The following is a 14,639-nucleotide window of genomic DNA, read 5'->3' as shown; positions in this document are numbered from 1 at the left end:
GAATCACCCTTCTAGCTCAATCTTGGTCAGAACATCACGTAATACCGGACCATATTCATATTTCGCTGGGCAAACGTAGGTACATAAACCTAAATCTTCTTCGTCCAACTCTAAACAGCCCAATTCTTGTGATGTGTCAGTGTCTCCGGCAAGGAGATCGCGCAATAAATGAGTGACCATGATATCAAGAGGCATGACTCGCTCGTAGTTACCAATTGGTACCATCGAACGCTCGCCACCGTTCATTGTCGTTGTAAAATTAAAGCGTTTATTTTTCAAGAAGTGCCCGATTGTGGTACGAGTAATCGTAAATTTATTAACACCAGGCATAATCCAGCCAAATAATTCTTTATCGCGACCTTCGGCTAACACTGAGACTTGATTATGAAAACGACCAAGATAGTGATGAGTATCATCGCATGTCACGCCCCAAAGGACTGAACCCGAAATAATACGGTTTTCACCTGCTTTAAGCTGACCTTGTGTTAATTCATATAAATCAGCACCTAGGCGAGTACGCAGAAGACGTGGTTTTTCAACTTGTGGCCCTGCCAATGAAATTACGCGGTCTGTGTATAGGTGACCCGTAACAAATAGCTTACCAATAGCAATAACGTCTTGGTAATTAAGGCTCCAAACTTTTTTCTTAATACTAACAGGTTCTAAGAAATGAATATGAGTTCCCGCTAAACCAGCAGGATGCGGCCCTGCAAACTGAGTATAAGAAATTTGGTTATGTGTTGTGTTCTTCGGTAAGTCTCCCTCTCCATGACACACATGGATTTTACCTTCCGTTAAGCGACTTAAAACCAAAAGCCCATCGTTAAATGCTTGTTCTTGCTCTTGAATAACTAAAACAGGATCCGCTGCAAGTGGGTTAGTATCCATTGCAGTGACAAAAATAGCGACAGGTGAAGAACCAGGCTGAGGTGAACGGCTAAATGGACGCGTTCTTAAAGATGTCCACATACCCGATTTTATCAAATTATCTTCAACTTGCTGTTGAGTTAACGTTGATAGCTCATCACGAGTATAAGCTGCGAAAGTTTCTTGTTCGTCACCATCAATTTCGATGACAACAGATTGAAGCACACGACGCTCACCACGATTAATCGCAATAATTTGACCACAGGCGGGGCTTGTAAACAAAACCCCTGGGTTCTTTTTATCTTCAAAAAGAACCTGTCCTTTAACTACACGCTCACCTTCTTTAACCAGCATCGAAGGACGCATTCCGACATATTCCTCACCTAGCAAAGCTACGTGTTGAATTTTCGGGCCGTCTTCTATCACTTGGGCTGGCTCACCTGCGATAGGAAGGTTGAGGCCTTTTTTAATTTTAATCATAAGATCTGCACAAGTTTATCAGTTAAACCCTAAGCTAACGATTCAGCAATGAATGATAGCGACTCATTAAATAAAAAATAGCTCAAGCAATTGTCATCACTTAAGCAGGTATTCTCACATAATTGTTACTAAATTTTATCTTCTGCCAACTATAATTTTATCAGTTCCCACTCGCTATGTCCGGCTATAGAAGTGACATAGTTCAAGCAAATTGCATTAATATTTAAATTTTTCTGTTAACAATTCGTTATTATCGATGCTTTAGCTCATATTTATCGACTAATGTTTATTTTTTAAGCAACAAAGGTCCATCTAAAAACTATTAACAAACTATATTAATTTCCGATTTACTCATCTAGAATGCATAAAATATGTACTCTTTTTATTCAATAACATTTTCGTGATATGGCTTAAATATGAAATTAAGTAAATTTTTTAGTGCAATTTTCTTATTTACACTCATATATTCCCCTGCTATTCAGGCGAGTAACTATTCATTTCTACTTAACAATAACGTATCTGATAACCTAAACACATCTATTTTTATTCAAATATTTAAGCAAGAAGGTTTATTAGAACTCTATCAAAAAACGCCATCAGGAAAATATGAGTTATCGAAAACGTACCCAATTTGTAAATTTTCAGGCGGGCTAGGTCCCAAAAAAATTGAGGGTGACCTGAAAAGCCCGGAAGGATTTTATCAAATTACAGCAGAACAGCTCAATCCTAACAGTCGGTATTACCGATCTATCAATATTGGTTTTCCTAATGAGTTTGATAAAGCACAAGGCTATAACGGTAGCTATCTTATGATCCATGGCAGTTGCGTTTCTGTAGGATGTTATGCCATGACGGATAAATATATGGGAGAAATTTACCAAAGAGTAGAAACGGCCCTACTCAGTGGCCAACCTGTCATTAACGTCAGCATTTATCCATTTAGAATGACAAATGAAAATATGCTGCGCTACCGCAATTCCAGCCACTATAGCTTTTGGAAACAACTCCAACCTGCTTACGACTATTTCAACCGTACAGGAAGACCCGCCGAGGTGTCTGTCGCGTTCGGTAAATATGCAGTTATTGACCAAACTGAAACCCCAACAAAATTGTTAGGGTCTAAATCACAATATGCGCTCACCAAGATAGAATAAGACAAAGTTGCCAGGTTCAATTCGCTGCCAATTTTCGTTACCCGTTAGTGGTTGCGTAGCAATAACAGAAACGACATCAGTAGGTGTCGTGCATTGCTCAAAATCGATTTCAATATCTTGGTCAAGTAATTTAGCTTTACCAAATGGTGCCTTGCGCGTTAACCAATGTAAATTCGTTGAACTAAATGCCATCATATATTGCCCATCAGACAGCAACATATTAAACACACCTTTATGACGCAATTGGTCAGCTAAGGTCGCAATAAAGCGGAATACACTTTTCCAATTCGATGGCCTGCGTGGATACTTTTCACTGAGTTGATGAAGTATCCAGCAAAATGCCCATTCGCTATCGGTTTCACCTATCGGGCAATAGCGACCAGTTTTCAGTGTGCGATATCCCTTTAACTGCCCATTGTGCGCATACGTCCAATTGCGCCCCCATAGCTCTCGAGTAAAGGGGTGAGTGTTTACTAACGACACATCCCCTCGGTTTGCTTGGCGAATATGAGCAACAATACTTTCTGACTTAATCGGGTATTCCTGCACAAAGCGAGCGACTGGTGACAAAAAACTCGGTTGGGGATCTTTAAATGTGCGACACCCGAGCCCCTCATAAAAGGTAATTCCCCAGCCATCTTTATGTGGGCCAGTTTGCCCACCTCGGGAAATTAACCCACTTAGGCTAAACGAAATATCGGTTGGAACGTTGGCACTCATGCCAAGTAACTCGCACATTTAAAAACTCCTGAAACAGTAATAACTGTTATTTCACCATCTCTTTTTCAATTAACTGAATTAAGATATGAATAACTTTAATATGAATTTCTTGGATACGGTCGGCATACCCAAAGTGTGGGACTCGAATTTCGATATCCGCGGTGCCGGCCATTTTCCCGCCATCTTTACCTGTTAGCGTGATGACTTTCATGCCTTTTTCACGTGCAGCCGCAATCGCTTTAATGATATTTCCTGAATTACCAGAGGTAGAAATTCCGAGTAAAACATCCCCTTTCATACCTACAGCTTCGATAAAACGTGAAAACACATATTCATAGCCGAAGTCATTACTCACGCAAGATATATGACTCACATCTGATATTGCGATCGCAGGATAGCCAGGGCGATTTTCGCGGTAACGTCCTGTTAATTCTTCAGCAAAATGCATTGCATCACAGTGAGATCCTCCATTACCACAAGATAATACTTTGCCACCCGCTTTAAAAGAGTCAGCGAGTAGAACTGCGGCCTGTTGGATAGCAGCGATATTCGCATCATCATTAAGAAAATTCGATAACGTTTCGGCCGCTTCTGTCAGCTCACCACGGATTAAGTCTTGATACATGAGATTTCCTCTTAATTAAGAATACGTTATAGAAAGTACGATTAATTCATATCCAAATTATCCTAAAAGAAAAATAGCGCTCCATGGCAAAACTCAAATAGATATCAGTAATTAATCTTTAATAGTCAGATTGTTGCACAGGGATAACTTTGTTTCTACTTTTGATTGTGCTGTCTTGATCCTATCGACAAAGTTCATCGGAACTCATAACCAATCACCTTACTTTTTATAAAGCCAATAAAACAAATTCCGACGATAACTTCCTTTATATGACGTTTTTGTGAGCTAAGTTGTAATTAAGATGTAAATATATTGCTAACTCTTTATTAATGGGTATAGATTAAAGCAATAAACAGGTCAGACCTCTTACAAGTGGATGGGAGCTTAATTATGATCCTTCTCAGCATTGTGTTATTTCTCGCCTTAATCGGCGTACTTTGTTATCACAGAACCGCTTTAATTTTTAGCACAGTATTGTTATTAGCCTACACCGCAGTGATGGGCGCCATGAACCTTTGGAGCTACTGGCTGTTACTACCAGTCGCCTTGGTATTATTTCCTTTTGTATTCAGCCCAGTCCGCCAATCTCTTTTCTCCGCTCGTGCGATGAAAATGTTCCAAAAAGTCATGCCACCGATGTCACGTACAGAAAAAGAAGCGATTGATGCGGGAACAACTTGGTGGGAGGGTGATCTTTTCCGTGGTGCTCCTGATTGGAACAAGCTACACAACTACCCGAAACCTCAATTAACGGCAGAAGAACAAGCGTTTATTGATGGGCCTGTTGAAACGGTTTGTGGCATGGTCAATGACTTCGAAGTGAGCCATGAACTTGCGGACTTAACACCTGAAGTATGGCAGTACCTACGTGATCACCGCTTCTTCGCTATGATCATCAAAAAAGAATATGGTGGCCTTGAGTTCTCTGCATATGCACAGTCACAGGTTCTACAGAAGCTCGCAGGCGTGTCTGGTATTCTTGCTATCACGGTAGGTGTGCCAAATTCATTAGGCCCGGGCGAATTACTGCAACATTATGGTACTGACGAACAAAAACAACGTTATTTACCTGGCTTAGCGACGGGTGAAGAAATTCCATGCTTTGCGCTAACCAGCCCTGAAGCAGGTTCCGATGCCGGTGCTATCCCAGACTCAGGTGTTGTTTGTATGGGTGAATGGCAAGGCGAGCAAGTATTAGGAATGCGTTTAACATGGAACAAACGCTATATTACCTTAGCGCCAATTGCCACCGTATTAGGCCTCGCATTCAAACTTTCAGACCCAGATAAGCTATTAGGCGGTGAGAAAAACCTTGGTATCACCTGTGCATTAATTCCAACCAACACCCCAGGAGTTGAAATTGGTCATCGCCACTTCCCACTAAATATTCCATTTATGAATGGCCCTACCCGCGGACAAGATATTTTTGTACCTATCGATTACATTATCGGTGGTCCAAAAATGGCAGGCCAAGGCTGGAGAATGTTGGTTGAGTGCCTTTCTGTGGGCCGTGGTATTACATTGCCATCTAACTCAACAGGTAGTTTGAAGAGTATTGCCATCGCAACGGGTGCTTACTCTTATATTCGTCGCCAATTCAAGTTACCCATTGGTAAAATGGAAGGGATTGAAGAGCCATTAGCACGCATTGCGGGTAATACTTATCTTATGGATGCGGCGGCAACTCTCATTACCTCTGGGATTATGTTAGGTGAAAAACCTGCTGTTCTATCTGCTATTGTTAAATACCATTGTACGCACCGAGGCCAGCGCGCCATTATTGATGCCATGGATATTACTGGCGGTAAAGGCATTTGCCTTGGGGATTCAAACTTTGTTGCTAGAGCCTATCAAGGCGCACCAATCGCCATTACGGTTGAAGGGGCAAATATCCTCACCCGCAGTATGATTATCTTTGGCCAAGGGGCTATCCGTTGCCATCCTTTTGTATTAGAAGAAATGGCCGCAGCACAGGATAATAACTTACATAAATTCGACAAAGCCGTATTTGGCCATATTGGTCATGTAATTAGTAATCAATTCCGTAGCTTCTGGCTTGGTTTGACCAATGGCCGTGGAAGTCATGCTCCGACCAAAGATGAAACCCGTCGTTACTATCAAATGCTAAACCGCCAAAGTGCCAACTTAGCATTGCTATCCGATGTTGCCATGGGCGTGTTAGGTGGCAGTTTAAAACGTCGCGAACGTATCTCAGCTCGTTTAGGGGATATTTTAAGTAACTTATACCTCGCATCTGCAACTTTAAAACGCTATGAAGATGAAGGCCGCCAAAAAGCTGACTTACCACTCGTGAAATGGGCCGTTGAAGATTGTTTGTATCAGTCTGAAAAGGCAATGGATGATTTATTGAAAAACTTCCCAAACAGAGCTGTAGCAGCAGTTATGCGTTTCACGCTGTTCCCAATTGGTCGTTCAATGTCTATGCCATCTGACAGACTTGACCATAAACTGGCTCAAATCCTGATGGAGCCATCAGAAACGCGCGACAGATTGGGCCGTGGGCAGTATTTAACACCTGCGGAAAACAACCCTCATGGCTTAGTTAACCAAGCCTTGCTGGATATCATTGCCGCTGAACCTATTTTCGAACGTATTTGCCGCTTAAAAGAGCGTAAGCTCAGCTTTACTCGCTTAGATAAGCTTGCTGACCAATTACTTCCTGAAAATGTGATTACGCAAGAAGAAGCCGATATCTTGCGTAGAGCAGAAGCAAGTCGATTACGGACAATTAATGTCGATGAGTTTGAATTTGATGATTTGGGTGTACTTCCTACAAAAAAGTCGCCAAATGAGCCGTCAAATGAAGAAACCAGTAAGAAAAAGAAAGCGGCTTGATTGATTATTAAGTAATAAAAAACTCAAGGAGTTATTCGCCCCTTGAGTTTTTTATTAGTGTAAATTGTACATCAATTTTCTACGTACTCGGGGAGTTTTTTCGCTGTTTAGCCTCTAATATATAAGGTCGTAATTTAATTTTATTATCCCAGTCACCTAGCTTAAATTGGCAAATCTCCCCACCTTCATTTGCACAAATTGTTAGATACTCTTTTGCTTTGTCTATTTTTCCAAATTCATAAAAATAGATTTCAGAGGCGGCCTCTAACGCTAATAGACGGTAATAACCTTTAGTTTCTATCAACCTTTCCCAATATTTTATTGACTGATCCAAATCAATATCCACACCAACTCCGTGATTATTAAAGTAAGCTAATCGGTATAAACCCAGCTGGAAATTAGGATCAATCATTACAGCTTTATTTAAATATTCTAAACCAATTAAACAATTTTCATCTGCAATTCGCTTTAAATTGACTAGACTTTTTTCAGAACAGGTCGAATCATCAAAATATAATAAAAATAAAAGATAATGGGTTTTGGCGTCACCTTTATCTACTTTATTTTTGAGTAGATAAAATTTCTCTGCTGTCTCAATTGGTGTCATGGCCTGAAAAAATTTTTTCTCTTCTTCATACTTCATATTATTAGTAGAAAAAGCAAGCATCCTATACGACGGAGGTTTCACGTCACTACTTTGTAAAAAATTTTCACTGTATGAATATGAATCATATCCACTGAGAATAAAAACTAGCACAACCAATAACCATTTCATATTAACCCATTAAATACGCGATCGTTATTTGATTTTAAAAATGGTAGTGTATTTTTCATTGTAGTCATTAATTCATTATTTAAGCTTATAGATGAAATACCGGCCTTACTCAAACCTAATAATTCTTCAGACTGCGTTTTACCATCACTGTTTTTATCCATTACCAATAATGCATCACTGGGAGAAACCCATCCGGTTTTTTTTAGCTCTCCATTAAATTTAAATAGCACACCAAAATCATATGGTAAAGTTTCCACTCCATTATTATTTAAATCATTATCAAACACAGGTCCTTGTCCCACAATTGTCAAAGATGATGCTTCTGAATACTTATTATGATCATCGAATGAAATATTATCCGTATTGGTCAAAAAACTATTACCAGCACTAAAACCTATAGATACGCTTTCAAATTGGTTACTTTCCGGATTTGTGCCTTTAAGACCAATAAACACATGACCAAAAGAAGAATCCCCTATATTTGTATTATCACCTACAACATCTATATATTGGCTATCTGGCGGAGAAACAAATATAGTAAAGCTAGGTCCTCCATAGCTAGAGAAACCATTATCATCTAATTCAAACAATCGACTATCACCTTCATTTACGCTTTGTAAATAATGTTCTGGTATATATTCTTTAACATCCATACATCCCCCCTTTTATCTCTATTAATTTCTCATATAGTTATCTATATCATTGAGATATTTTTTACATTTTTCGCTACCATTTTTAGCTCCAATATCTGCATAATATCTAGATTTATCAATATTTTTTATATTTCCATCATCATCAAAAAGAGTAATTTCAACTAAGTAGTCACAGACTAATACAGAATCTCTCCCTCCTTTTTTTATTATTTTATCTAGAATTAGATTTGCTTTACTTTCATTTTTATTCAATACAACCCCTTTATGATAAAGTTTACTCATTTCAAATAACGCCATATTATTATCAGGATTTATATTAACTGATTCAATTAAGTAATTAACAGCTTTTTTGCAGATGAAATTAGGTATCGACGGTTTAAAATCAAAATACTTGCAATTAGAATCCTTAAGGAATAATTTAAATAATAATAAATTACTATTTGAATCTCCTGATGCAGCCTTTTCAACTAACAAAAAGAAATCTTTTTCATTTCTTGGTGGTGGGTACTCATCACTAATAGATGGTTCATATATTAAATACTTACTATCATAATTAAATGATAACATCCTATATGATGGCATAATGATATCTCTTTTAAAACCATTAGCTTTACACTCTAAAAAGGCTAAGCCAAGTATAAAAATCATCAATTTCATATTATTCTCATTTAAATAAAATCAATCATTAAAAGAAAACAAATTTATTTTTACATATAAAAAAGTATTGTAAATAACCTAAAAGAGTAATTTTAACCTTAATTAAAAACAAAAAAATCCAGCCATTTATTTAATAGCTGGACCCATTAATTTTTTGAGGAATTATTTAAATTACAACTCCAACGCCAATAATTCCTCTATCGTCTGGCGGCGGCGAATCAATTGTGGTTTGCCATTCACAAACATCACTTCGGGTAATAATGGGCGGCTATTGTAGTTTGATGACATGGATGCACCATAAGCGCCAGTGTCATGAAAAACCAGAAAATCGCCAACTTTTACCTCAGGTAAAGCGCGAGTTACCACTAAACCGCCCTCTAACTGGGTAAATACATCTCCTGATTCACACAGAGGGCCAGCGACAATAGTGTCTTTTAGTTGAGCCCCATCAACGTTACGTCCATCCGTGGGTAATACTGAAATATGGTGATAGCTGCCATACATTGCTGGGCGCATTAGATCATTAAAACCACTGTCTACAAGCACATAGTGGCGGCTACCCATATCTTTAACGGCTCGCACTTCAGCTAACAATACGCCTGATTCCGCAACCAAATATCGGCCAGGTTCTATTTCAAGTTCAATTTTGTGTCCTAAGTGTTGTTCGATACGTTGGCGAGCGTTATCCCATAAGCTGTAATAATGCTGCACATCGATTAATTCATCGCCTTCACGATACGGTGTTGATAGCCCGCCACCTGCTGAAATGGCATGAAGGTCAACCCCTGCGGTTGTGACTAACGCCACCATAGAATCACATACATCGGCAAGATGTTGATAGTCAACCCCAGAACCAATATGCATATGAATACCAATCAATGACAAATTGTAATGGCGAATTTTTTCTAACGCTAAAGATAAGTCTTCATGCCAAATACCGTGCTTACTATTTTCGCCGCCAGTATTAGTTTTTTGGCTATGACCGTGACCAAAACCAGGGTTGATACGCAGCCAAACAGGATGGCCAGCTTTTTGCTCGCCAATTTGTTCAAGCATATCAATCGAGCCAGCATTCACAGGGATATCTAACTCAGTGACTTTCGCTAATGTCGCCCTATCGAGCACATCCGCTGTAAAGACGATTTCTGAGTTTTCACGCCCGGGCTGGAACCCTGCCACCAGCGCACGTTCAATCTCCCCTAAGGAAACGGAATCGACTTTAACGCCTTGCTGCTTCATTAAGCGCAGGATATGAATATTCGAGCACGCTTTTTGTGCAAAGCGCACGGTATCAAAAACTTGTAATTGCTTGATACGCTCAATGATCACCGCGCTATCATAAACCCAAACAGGGCTACCATACTGCTCAGGTAATGCGCGTAAATACTCAGGGGTTAAATATTGGCTTGTTGTCGTTGCGAATGAAGTCATTGTCTTTCTCGTTTGCAAGTTTTTATTATATTAAAAGCTATTATTCAAAGAATAATACGGGAAAAAAAATATCTATTTTGCTAAAGTCTATTCATATTTGATATGGACTTTATTTAAGGACTTTTTATGCAAGCCATTTCATGGCGGCACATCGAAATATTCCGTGCAGTAATGACGACCCCTAACCTAACGGAAGCCGCTGCGCTGCTAAACACCTCACAGCCGACTATCAGCCGTGAACTTGCTCGCTTAGAATACCTTTTACAGTTTAAGTTATTCGATAGGGTCAAAGGACGTTTACAGCCAACAGCACAAGGGTTACGCTTTCTTGAAGAGGTTGAACGCTCTTATTATGGCTTGGAACGCATTAAAAATTCAGCAGAAACCATCCGCCGCTTCGAACATGCACAAATATCGATAACCTGTCTACCGGCTTTCGCCCAATCTTTATTACCCCAAGTTTGCCAGTCATTTATGGAAAACTACCCTGATGTCAGTATCACGGTGATCCCACAAGAGTCCCCTGTACTAGAAGAGTGGTTGTCAGCCCAACGTTACGATTTCGGCTTAACAGAGCATCTACAAATGCCACCAGGAACTGAACAACAAACACTGGGAAGTTTAAATGAAGTGTGTGTCTTACCGGCGAGCCACCCTTTAACCCAAAAAGACGTGTTAACCCCCAGCGATTTTCAAGGCCAACGTTTTATTAGCCTGTCATTAACTGACAGCTATCGTCAGTTAATTGACTCAACCTTTGCGGAACATCACGTCGAACGCAAAATGGTCATGGAAACGCATTCGGCATCATCCATTTGCGCCATGGCACTAAAAGGGATTGGAGTTTCTATTGTTAACCCGTTAACTGCATTAGATTTTCACCAACAATCCGCTGGGAAGTTAGCGCTGCGCCCACTCAGTTTTTCGATTCCTTTTACTGTTAGCTTGATAAGGCCTATTCACCGCCCCTCATCACAATTGACCAATATTTTTACTCAACATTTAGAGGATAACTTTAATCAAATAAAAACCCAGCTAACTTCCGCGCTGTTGCATCAATAACTGCCAGTGAGGTGAAGTTTCAAACCAATTGGCCAGATAATCAATCACCACCCTCAGGGCGGTTGGCATTTTTTGCCGACTAGTATACACAGCGTAAATACCTAGCGGCATTGGCGTATATTCAGGTAATAACTGAACTAACTTCCCTGAAGCCAAATGATTAGCAACTGAATAATAAGGTTGCATAGAGACACCTGCGCCTTGCAATGTTGCTTCAGCGAGAAATACGGATTCGTTAGCACTTAAGCGCCCATCAACTAATACACTATACTGCACGCCTGCTTTTTCAAATACCCATAAGCTACGACCAAAAAAATTGTAGGTTAAGCAATCAAGCAAAACTAAATCCTCTGGCTTTTCAGGCTGTTTTTTTCCTTTTAAAAAGTCAGGTGAAGCACAAATGACAGAATGGCAAGTTGACAAGGGTTTTGCGATTAAACTCGGTTCCAATTGATTTGTGATACGGATAGCCAAATCAATTCGTTCTTCTATCAAATTAACCGATTTATTCGATATTTGCATATCAATAGCCATATTCGGGTAGAGCTGCATAAACTCAGAAATAGCCACAGAAAGCGCACTTTGGGCGATTGATTGTGAACAACTAATACGCACTAAACCAGATAATGCTTTTGCATCAAGCTCTTGCTGCACAGGCACCATTTGGGAAATCGCATTAAGTTGCAAAGATTGTTGATATACCCCTTCCCCTGCTGAAGTTAGACTTAATTTCCGTGTGGTGCGATTTAATAAACGTACTCCCGCCCATTGTTCCATTTCCGACAAATAGCGTGTCACCATCGCTCTAGACATATCCAGTTTTTCAGCTGCGCCGCTTAGGCTGCCCTGTTCAACAATAGTAATAAATACTTCCGCCGCTTTTAATCTATCCATACCATTCTCATTTGACCGAATTATGCAACAAACAACACCTAATTATGGGGTTTTTCATCTCATCATTGCAATTTAGTATACACGACATGCAAAACAAACTTTTCTGTATAACTTCATTTTAGGATACAACATGAAATTGACCTTATTAGCGGCAACCGCGCTATTTGCCACAACGATAAATCTGGCCCAAGCTGAAACACTCACACTAGATGTTTATAACCCTGGAAATAACAGCGTATTTCCAGTTTCCTCTGAAATAATTAGCGGTTCAAGTGAAGTGGTGTTGATTGATGCACAATTTCAAAAAAATGATGCACAACAATTGGTTGATAAGATTAAAAAACTCAATAAAAAATTAACTACGATTTACATTAGCCATTCTGACCCAGACTACTATTTTGGGCTAGATACCCTAACAAACGCCTTCCCAGAGGCTAAAGTGATCGCAACAGCAAACACAGTTGAAGCCATTAAAGCCACTAAAGATGGCAAGCTGGCTTACTGGGGCGGTGTATTAAAAGATGAAGCCCCTGCCCATGTTATTGTCCCTGAAGTTATTAAAGGAGACTACTTCACCGTTGATGGCGAAAAACTTGAAATTAAAGGCCTTGATGGCGTGTCACCAGATAGAACTTATCTCTGGGTTCCATCATTAAAAGCCGTTGTGGGTGGCGTTATTGTTTCTGACAATATTCATGTATGGGTAGCGGATACCCAAACAGAAGAGTCACGCAAAAATTGGCTACAAACATTAAAAGACATCAAAGCTCTGAACCCAGCAACCGTTGTTCCCGGCCACTTTACGGGGGCGTCTAAATTAGATGTAACGACGGTTTCTTTCACTCAAAAATATTTACAGGACTTTGAAAGTGCATATAAAACAAGTAGAAACTCAGATGAACTCATCCAAAAAGTTGCAGCGAAGTATCCACAATTAGATGACAAATCAAGTTTAGAGCTTAGTGCGAAAGTCATTAAAGGCGAAATGAAATGGCCTCAATAACCAAGTAATATTCACTATTCCAGCCATTCAGTGAGTATATCCCGCATCTACTCACTGAATGACTTACCCAAAACAATTTGGCTGATTTAATGGAATGATAGTGGTATTAATCTTTTGATGATAATGATACAACTTAATTCAAATTACTTAAAAATAGCAAACCAAGAGAACGATTATGAGCAACATCACCCTACACTATATTTATGACCCTTATTGCGGCTGGTGTTACGCTGCCGCACCTTTAGTTGAAATTGCTAACCAACACCCAAATATCAACATTGAAATGCACGGTGGCGGCATGTTAGCAGGTAATGCACGCTTACACTTAGATGATGAGTTTCGCCAATATATCCTGCAATCCGATAAACGAATTGCATCAATGACTGGGCAAGAGTTTGGCGATGGCTACATAAAAATGCTACACGAACCTAATTTGGTCATGGATTCAACGCCACCACAAACCGCGATATTAGCGGCAACCAAGCAAGGCAAAGGCTTTGAGATGCTTAAAGCCATCCAAAAAGCGCACTATGTTTCAGGGCGCCATATTAAAGATGCCGACGTGCTTCTCGACCTCGCAAAAGAGATTGGCCTTGATGTCACCCAGTATGTGTCCGACTACAGCGAATGTGAACAGCATGAAACTCCAGCCCACATCGGAAGCAGTAAGGCGCTGTTAGCACAGTCAGGGGCTTCCGGTTTCCCAACGCTGTTGATACAACAGCAAGATAAATGGTTACGCGTTCCATTACAAAATTACCTTGGTGAACCGAGTAAGTGGCAGCAGTTTTTAGATTCTTTAGTCACTGCAGCATCTTAATAAATTCCCTTTCCTGTATGCACGTATGGTTGTTTTTTTATTCAGTATTCCCTTATTGATAAATACAACCATACGCTAGCACTAATAATTAACGCAGGCCCAAATGGGATTGTCTTCGTTTCTTTAGCTATTTGTACCAAAGATGCTCCCTCAAAATCAGCTAGGTTTGTCTGTTGCTTCTTTGTGTATATTTTAGGCAATAACCCATAGGTTACCCAGTATTGTAATAGCCCCACCCCTGCGGCAACCCCCAGAAAGTAAGGTAATTGCCAAACCCCAAGCCAGGCCGAACAAGCTGCAACGAGTTTAAAATCCCCTCTTCCCATTTGTGGTTGATGCGTTTTTTTCTCAACCAATGTCACCACCATTAGCATCACTAAGTAACCGAGTAACACCGCATAAATAGCGGAAACGACATTCCCATTCGGCAAATGGATTTGATATAACAGCCCCAACCATAATAATGGGTATGTCAGGATATCAGGAAGATAACCTATTTTATTATCAATGATAAATAATGGAATTATTAAATTAATATATAAAATTAAAAATAAAATCATTCTAAAATCATTAGATACCAAATATATTATAGAAATTAACGCACTATATATTAGAAACAAAATAGTGTTTTTCATAATGATT

Annotated in this window: 14 protein-coding genes; 5 read left to right on the top strand and 9 right to left on the bottom strand. The window is 39.6% G+C overall.

What is annotated here, in order from left to right; genetic code table 11:
* Positions 1 to 3: 3 nt before the first annotated feature.
* Complete coding sequence (locus M0M83_RS04910; protein ID WP_125893655.1) at positions 4 to 1,347, bottom strand: Na(+)-translocating NADH-quinone reductase subunit A; 1,344 nt, start codon at positions 1,345 to 1,347, stop codon at positions 4 to 6.
* Between the two features lie 416 nt (positions 1,348 to 1,763).
* Here M0M83_RS04910 and M0M83_RS04905 point away from each other — a divergent pair, with 416 nt between their 5' ends.
* Positions 1,764 to 2,501, top strand: a complete 738-nt coding sequence (locus tag M0M83_RS04905; RefSeq protein ID WP_213912867.1) for a L,D-transpeptidase family protein — start codon at positions 1,764 to 1,766, stop codon at positions 2,499 to 2,501.
* On the opposite strand, the gene M0M83_RS04900 is transcribed toward M0M83_RS04905, so the two are convergent.
* Positions 2,472 to 3,239 (bottom strand): class II glutamine amidotransferase, encoded by a 768-nt coding sequence (locus M0M83_RS04900; RefSeq protein WP_125893659.1) that lies wholly within the window; start codon positions 3,237 to 3,239, stop codon positions 2,472 to 2,474. The two genes, M0M83_RS04905 and M0M83_RS04900, sit on opposite strands and share 30 nt — an antisense overlap.
* 28 nt (positions 3,240 to 3,267) lie before the next feature.
* Positions 3,268 to 3,846: a D-sedoheptulose 7-phosphate isomerase gene (lpcA, locus tag M0M83_RS04895; RefSeq protein WP_125893661.1), complete on the bottom strand. Its 579-nt coding sequence runs from the start codon at positions 3,844 to 3,846 to the stop codon at positions 3,268 to 3,270.
* 390 nt (positions 3,847 to 4,236) lie between these two features.
* On the opposite strand from lpcA, the gene fadE reads away from it, so the two are divergent.
* Positions 4,237 to 6,702, top strand: a complete 2,466-nt coding sequence (fadE, locus tag M0M83_RS04890) for an acyl-CoA dehydrogenase FadE (RefSeq protein ID WP_248467756.1) — start codon at positions 4,237 to 4,239, stop codon at positions 6,700 to 6,702.
* Positions 6,703 to 6,781: 79 nt separating this feature from the next.
* Here fadE and M0M83_RS04885 read toward each other — a convergent pair whose 3' ends face one another.
* The 4 genes from M0M83_RS04885 to lysA form a co-directional block, all read right to left on the bottom strand.
* A complete protein-coding gene (locus M0M83_RS04885; protein WP_248467754.1) occupies positions 6,782 to 7,477 on the bottom strand; it encodes a hypothetical protein in 696 nt (231 codons plus the stop codon).
* Positions 7,474 to 8,130 carry a hypothetical protein gene (locus M0M83_RS04880; RefSeq protein ID WP_213912871.1) on the bottom strand — a complete coding sequence of 219 codons (657 nt, stop codon included), beginning with the start codon at positions 8,128 to 8,130 and terminating at the stop codon, positions 7,474 to 7,476. Before M0M83_RS04880 ends, M0M83_RS04885 begins: the two co-directional genes overlap by 4 nt.
* Before the next feature lie 21 nt (positions 8,131 to 8,151).
* On the bottom strand, positions 8,152 to 8,787 hold the full coding sequence (locus M0M83_RS04875; protein WP_248467752.1) for a sel1 repeat family protein: 636 nt from the start codon (positions 8,785 to 8,787) through the stop codon (positions 8,152 to 8,154).
* 171 nt (positions 8,788 to 8,958) lie between these two features.
* Entirely contained in the window at positions 8,959 to 10,218 is a 1,260-nt protein-coding gene (lysA, locus tag M0M83_RS04870; RefSeq protein WP_112307884.1) for a diaminopimelate decarboxylase, read from the bottom strand.
* Positions 10,219 to 10,344: 126 nt separating this feature from the next.
* Between lysA and M0M83_RS04865 the strand changes: the two genes are divergently transcribed.
* Positions 10,345 to 11,280 (top strand): LysR family transcriptional regulator, encoded by a 936-nt coding sequence (locus M0M83_RS04865; protein ID WP_213912873.1) that lies wholly within the window; start codon positions 10,345 to 10,347, stop codon positions 11,278 to 11,280.
* On the opposite strand, the gene M0M83_RS04860 is transcribed toward M0M83_RS04865, so the two are convergent.
* A complete protein-coding gene (locus M0M83_RS04860) occupies positions 11,254 to 12,174 on the bottom strand; it encodes a LysR family transcriptional regulator (protein ID WP_248467751.1) in 921 nt (306 codons plus the stop codon). The genes M0M83_RS04865 and M0M83_RS04860 overlap by 27 nt on opposite strands.
* A 130-nt stretch (positions 12,175 to 12,304) precedes the next feature.
* On the opposite strand from M0M83_RS04860, the gene M0M83_RS04855 reads away from it, so the two are divergent.
* Both M0M83_RS04855 and M0M83_RS04850 read left to right on the top strand, forming a co-directional pair.
* Entirely contained in the window at positions 12,305 to 13,177 is an 873-nt protein-coding gene (locus M0M83_RS04855) for an MBL fold metallo-hydrolase (protein WP_248467750.1), read from the top strand.
* Positions 13,178 to 13,352: 175 nt separating this feature from the next.
* Positions 13,353 to 13,997 carry a DsbA family protein gene (locus M0M83_RS04850; RefSeq protein ID WP_248467749.1) on the top strand — a complete coding sequence of 215 codons (645 nt, stop codon included), beginning with the start codon at positions 13,353 to 13,355 and terminating at the stop codon, positions 13,995 to 13,997.
* A 41-nt stretch (positions 13,998 to 14,038) separates the two neighbouring features.
* On the opposite strand, the gene M0M83_RS04845 is transcribed toward M0M83_RS04850, so the two are convergent.
* The gene (locus M0M83_RS04845) at positions 14,039 to 14,557 is read right to left on the bottom strand and encodes a prepilin peptidase (RefSeq protein ID WP_248467748.1); all 519 of its coding nucleotides are present in this window, start codon (positions 14,555 to 14,557) and stop codon (positions 14,039 to 14,041) included.
* Between the last annotated feature and the right edge of the window lie 82 nt (positions 14,558 to 14,639).

The organism is Providencia rettgeri, assembly GCF_023205015.1.
Lineage (GTDB): Bacteria > Pseudomonadota > Gammaproteobacteria > Enterobacterales > Enterobacteriaceae > Providencia > Providencia rettgeri_E.
Note: the sequence above shows the minus strand (reverse complement) of the source record. Positions and strands in the feature narration are given on the sequence as shown.

Excerpts from the sequence above, each read along its gene's own strand:
- M0M83_RS04850 (WP_248467749.1), top strand. The coding sequence starts at position 13,353 with ATGAGCAACATCACCCTACACTATATTTATGACCCTTATTGCGGCTGG.
- fadE (WP_248467756.1), top strand. The coding sequence starts at position 4,237 with ATGATCCTTCTCAGCATTGTGTTATTTCTCGCCTTAATCGGCGTACTT.
- M0M83_RS04875 (WP_248467752.1), bottom strand. The coding sequence starts at position 8,787 with ATGAAATTGATGATTTTTATACTTGGCTTAGCCTTTTTAGAGTGTAAA.
- M0M83_RS04910 (WP_125893655.1), bottom strand. The coding sequence starts at position 1,347 with ATGATTAAAATTAAAAAAGGCCTCAACCTTCCTATCGCAGGTGAGCCA.
- lysA (WP_112307884.1), bottom strand. The coding sequence starts at position 10,218 with ATGACTTCATTCGCAACGACAACAAGCCAATATTTAACCCCTGAGTAT.
- M0M83_RS04860 (WP_248467751.1), bottom strand. The coding sequence starts at position 12,174 with ATGGATAGATTAAAAGCGGCGGAAGTATTTATTACTATTGTTGAACAG.
- M0M83_RS04900 (WP_125893659.1), bottom strand. The coding sequence starts at position 3,239 with ATGTGCGAGTTACTTGGCATGAGTGCCAACGTTCCAACCGATATTTCG.
- M0M83_RS04845 (WP_248467748.1), bottom strand. The coding sequence starts at position 14,557 with ATGATTTTATTTTTAATTTTATATATTAATTTAATAATTCCATTATTT.
- M0M83_RS04880 (WP_213912871.1), bottom strand. The coding sequence starts at position 8,130 with ATGGATGTTAAAGAATATATACCAGAACATTATTTACAAAGCGTAAAT.
- M0M83_RS04885 (WP_248467754.1), bottom strand. The coding sequence starts at position 7,477 with ATGAAATGGTTATTGGTTGTGCTAGTTTTTATTCTCAGTGGATATGAT.
- M0M83_RS04855 (WP_248467750.1), top strand. The coding sequence starts at position 12,305 with ATGAAATTGACCTTATTAGCGGCAACCGCGCTATTTGCCACAACGATA.
- M0M83_RS04905 (WP_213912867.1), top strand. The coding sequence starts at position 1,764 with ATGAAATTAAGTAAATTTTTTAGTGCAATTTTCTTATTTACACTCATA.
- M0M83_RS04865 (WP_213912873.1), top strand. The coding sequence starts at position 10,345 with ATGCAAGCCATTTCATGGCGGCACATCGAAATATTCCGTGCAGTAATG.
- lpcA (WP_125893661.1), bottom strand. The coding sequence starts at position 3,846 with ATGTATCAAGACTTAATCCGTGGTGAGCTGACAGAAGCGGCCGAAACG.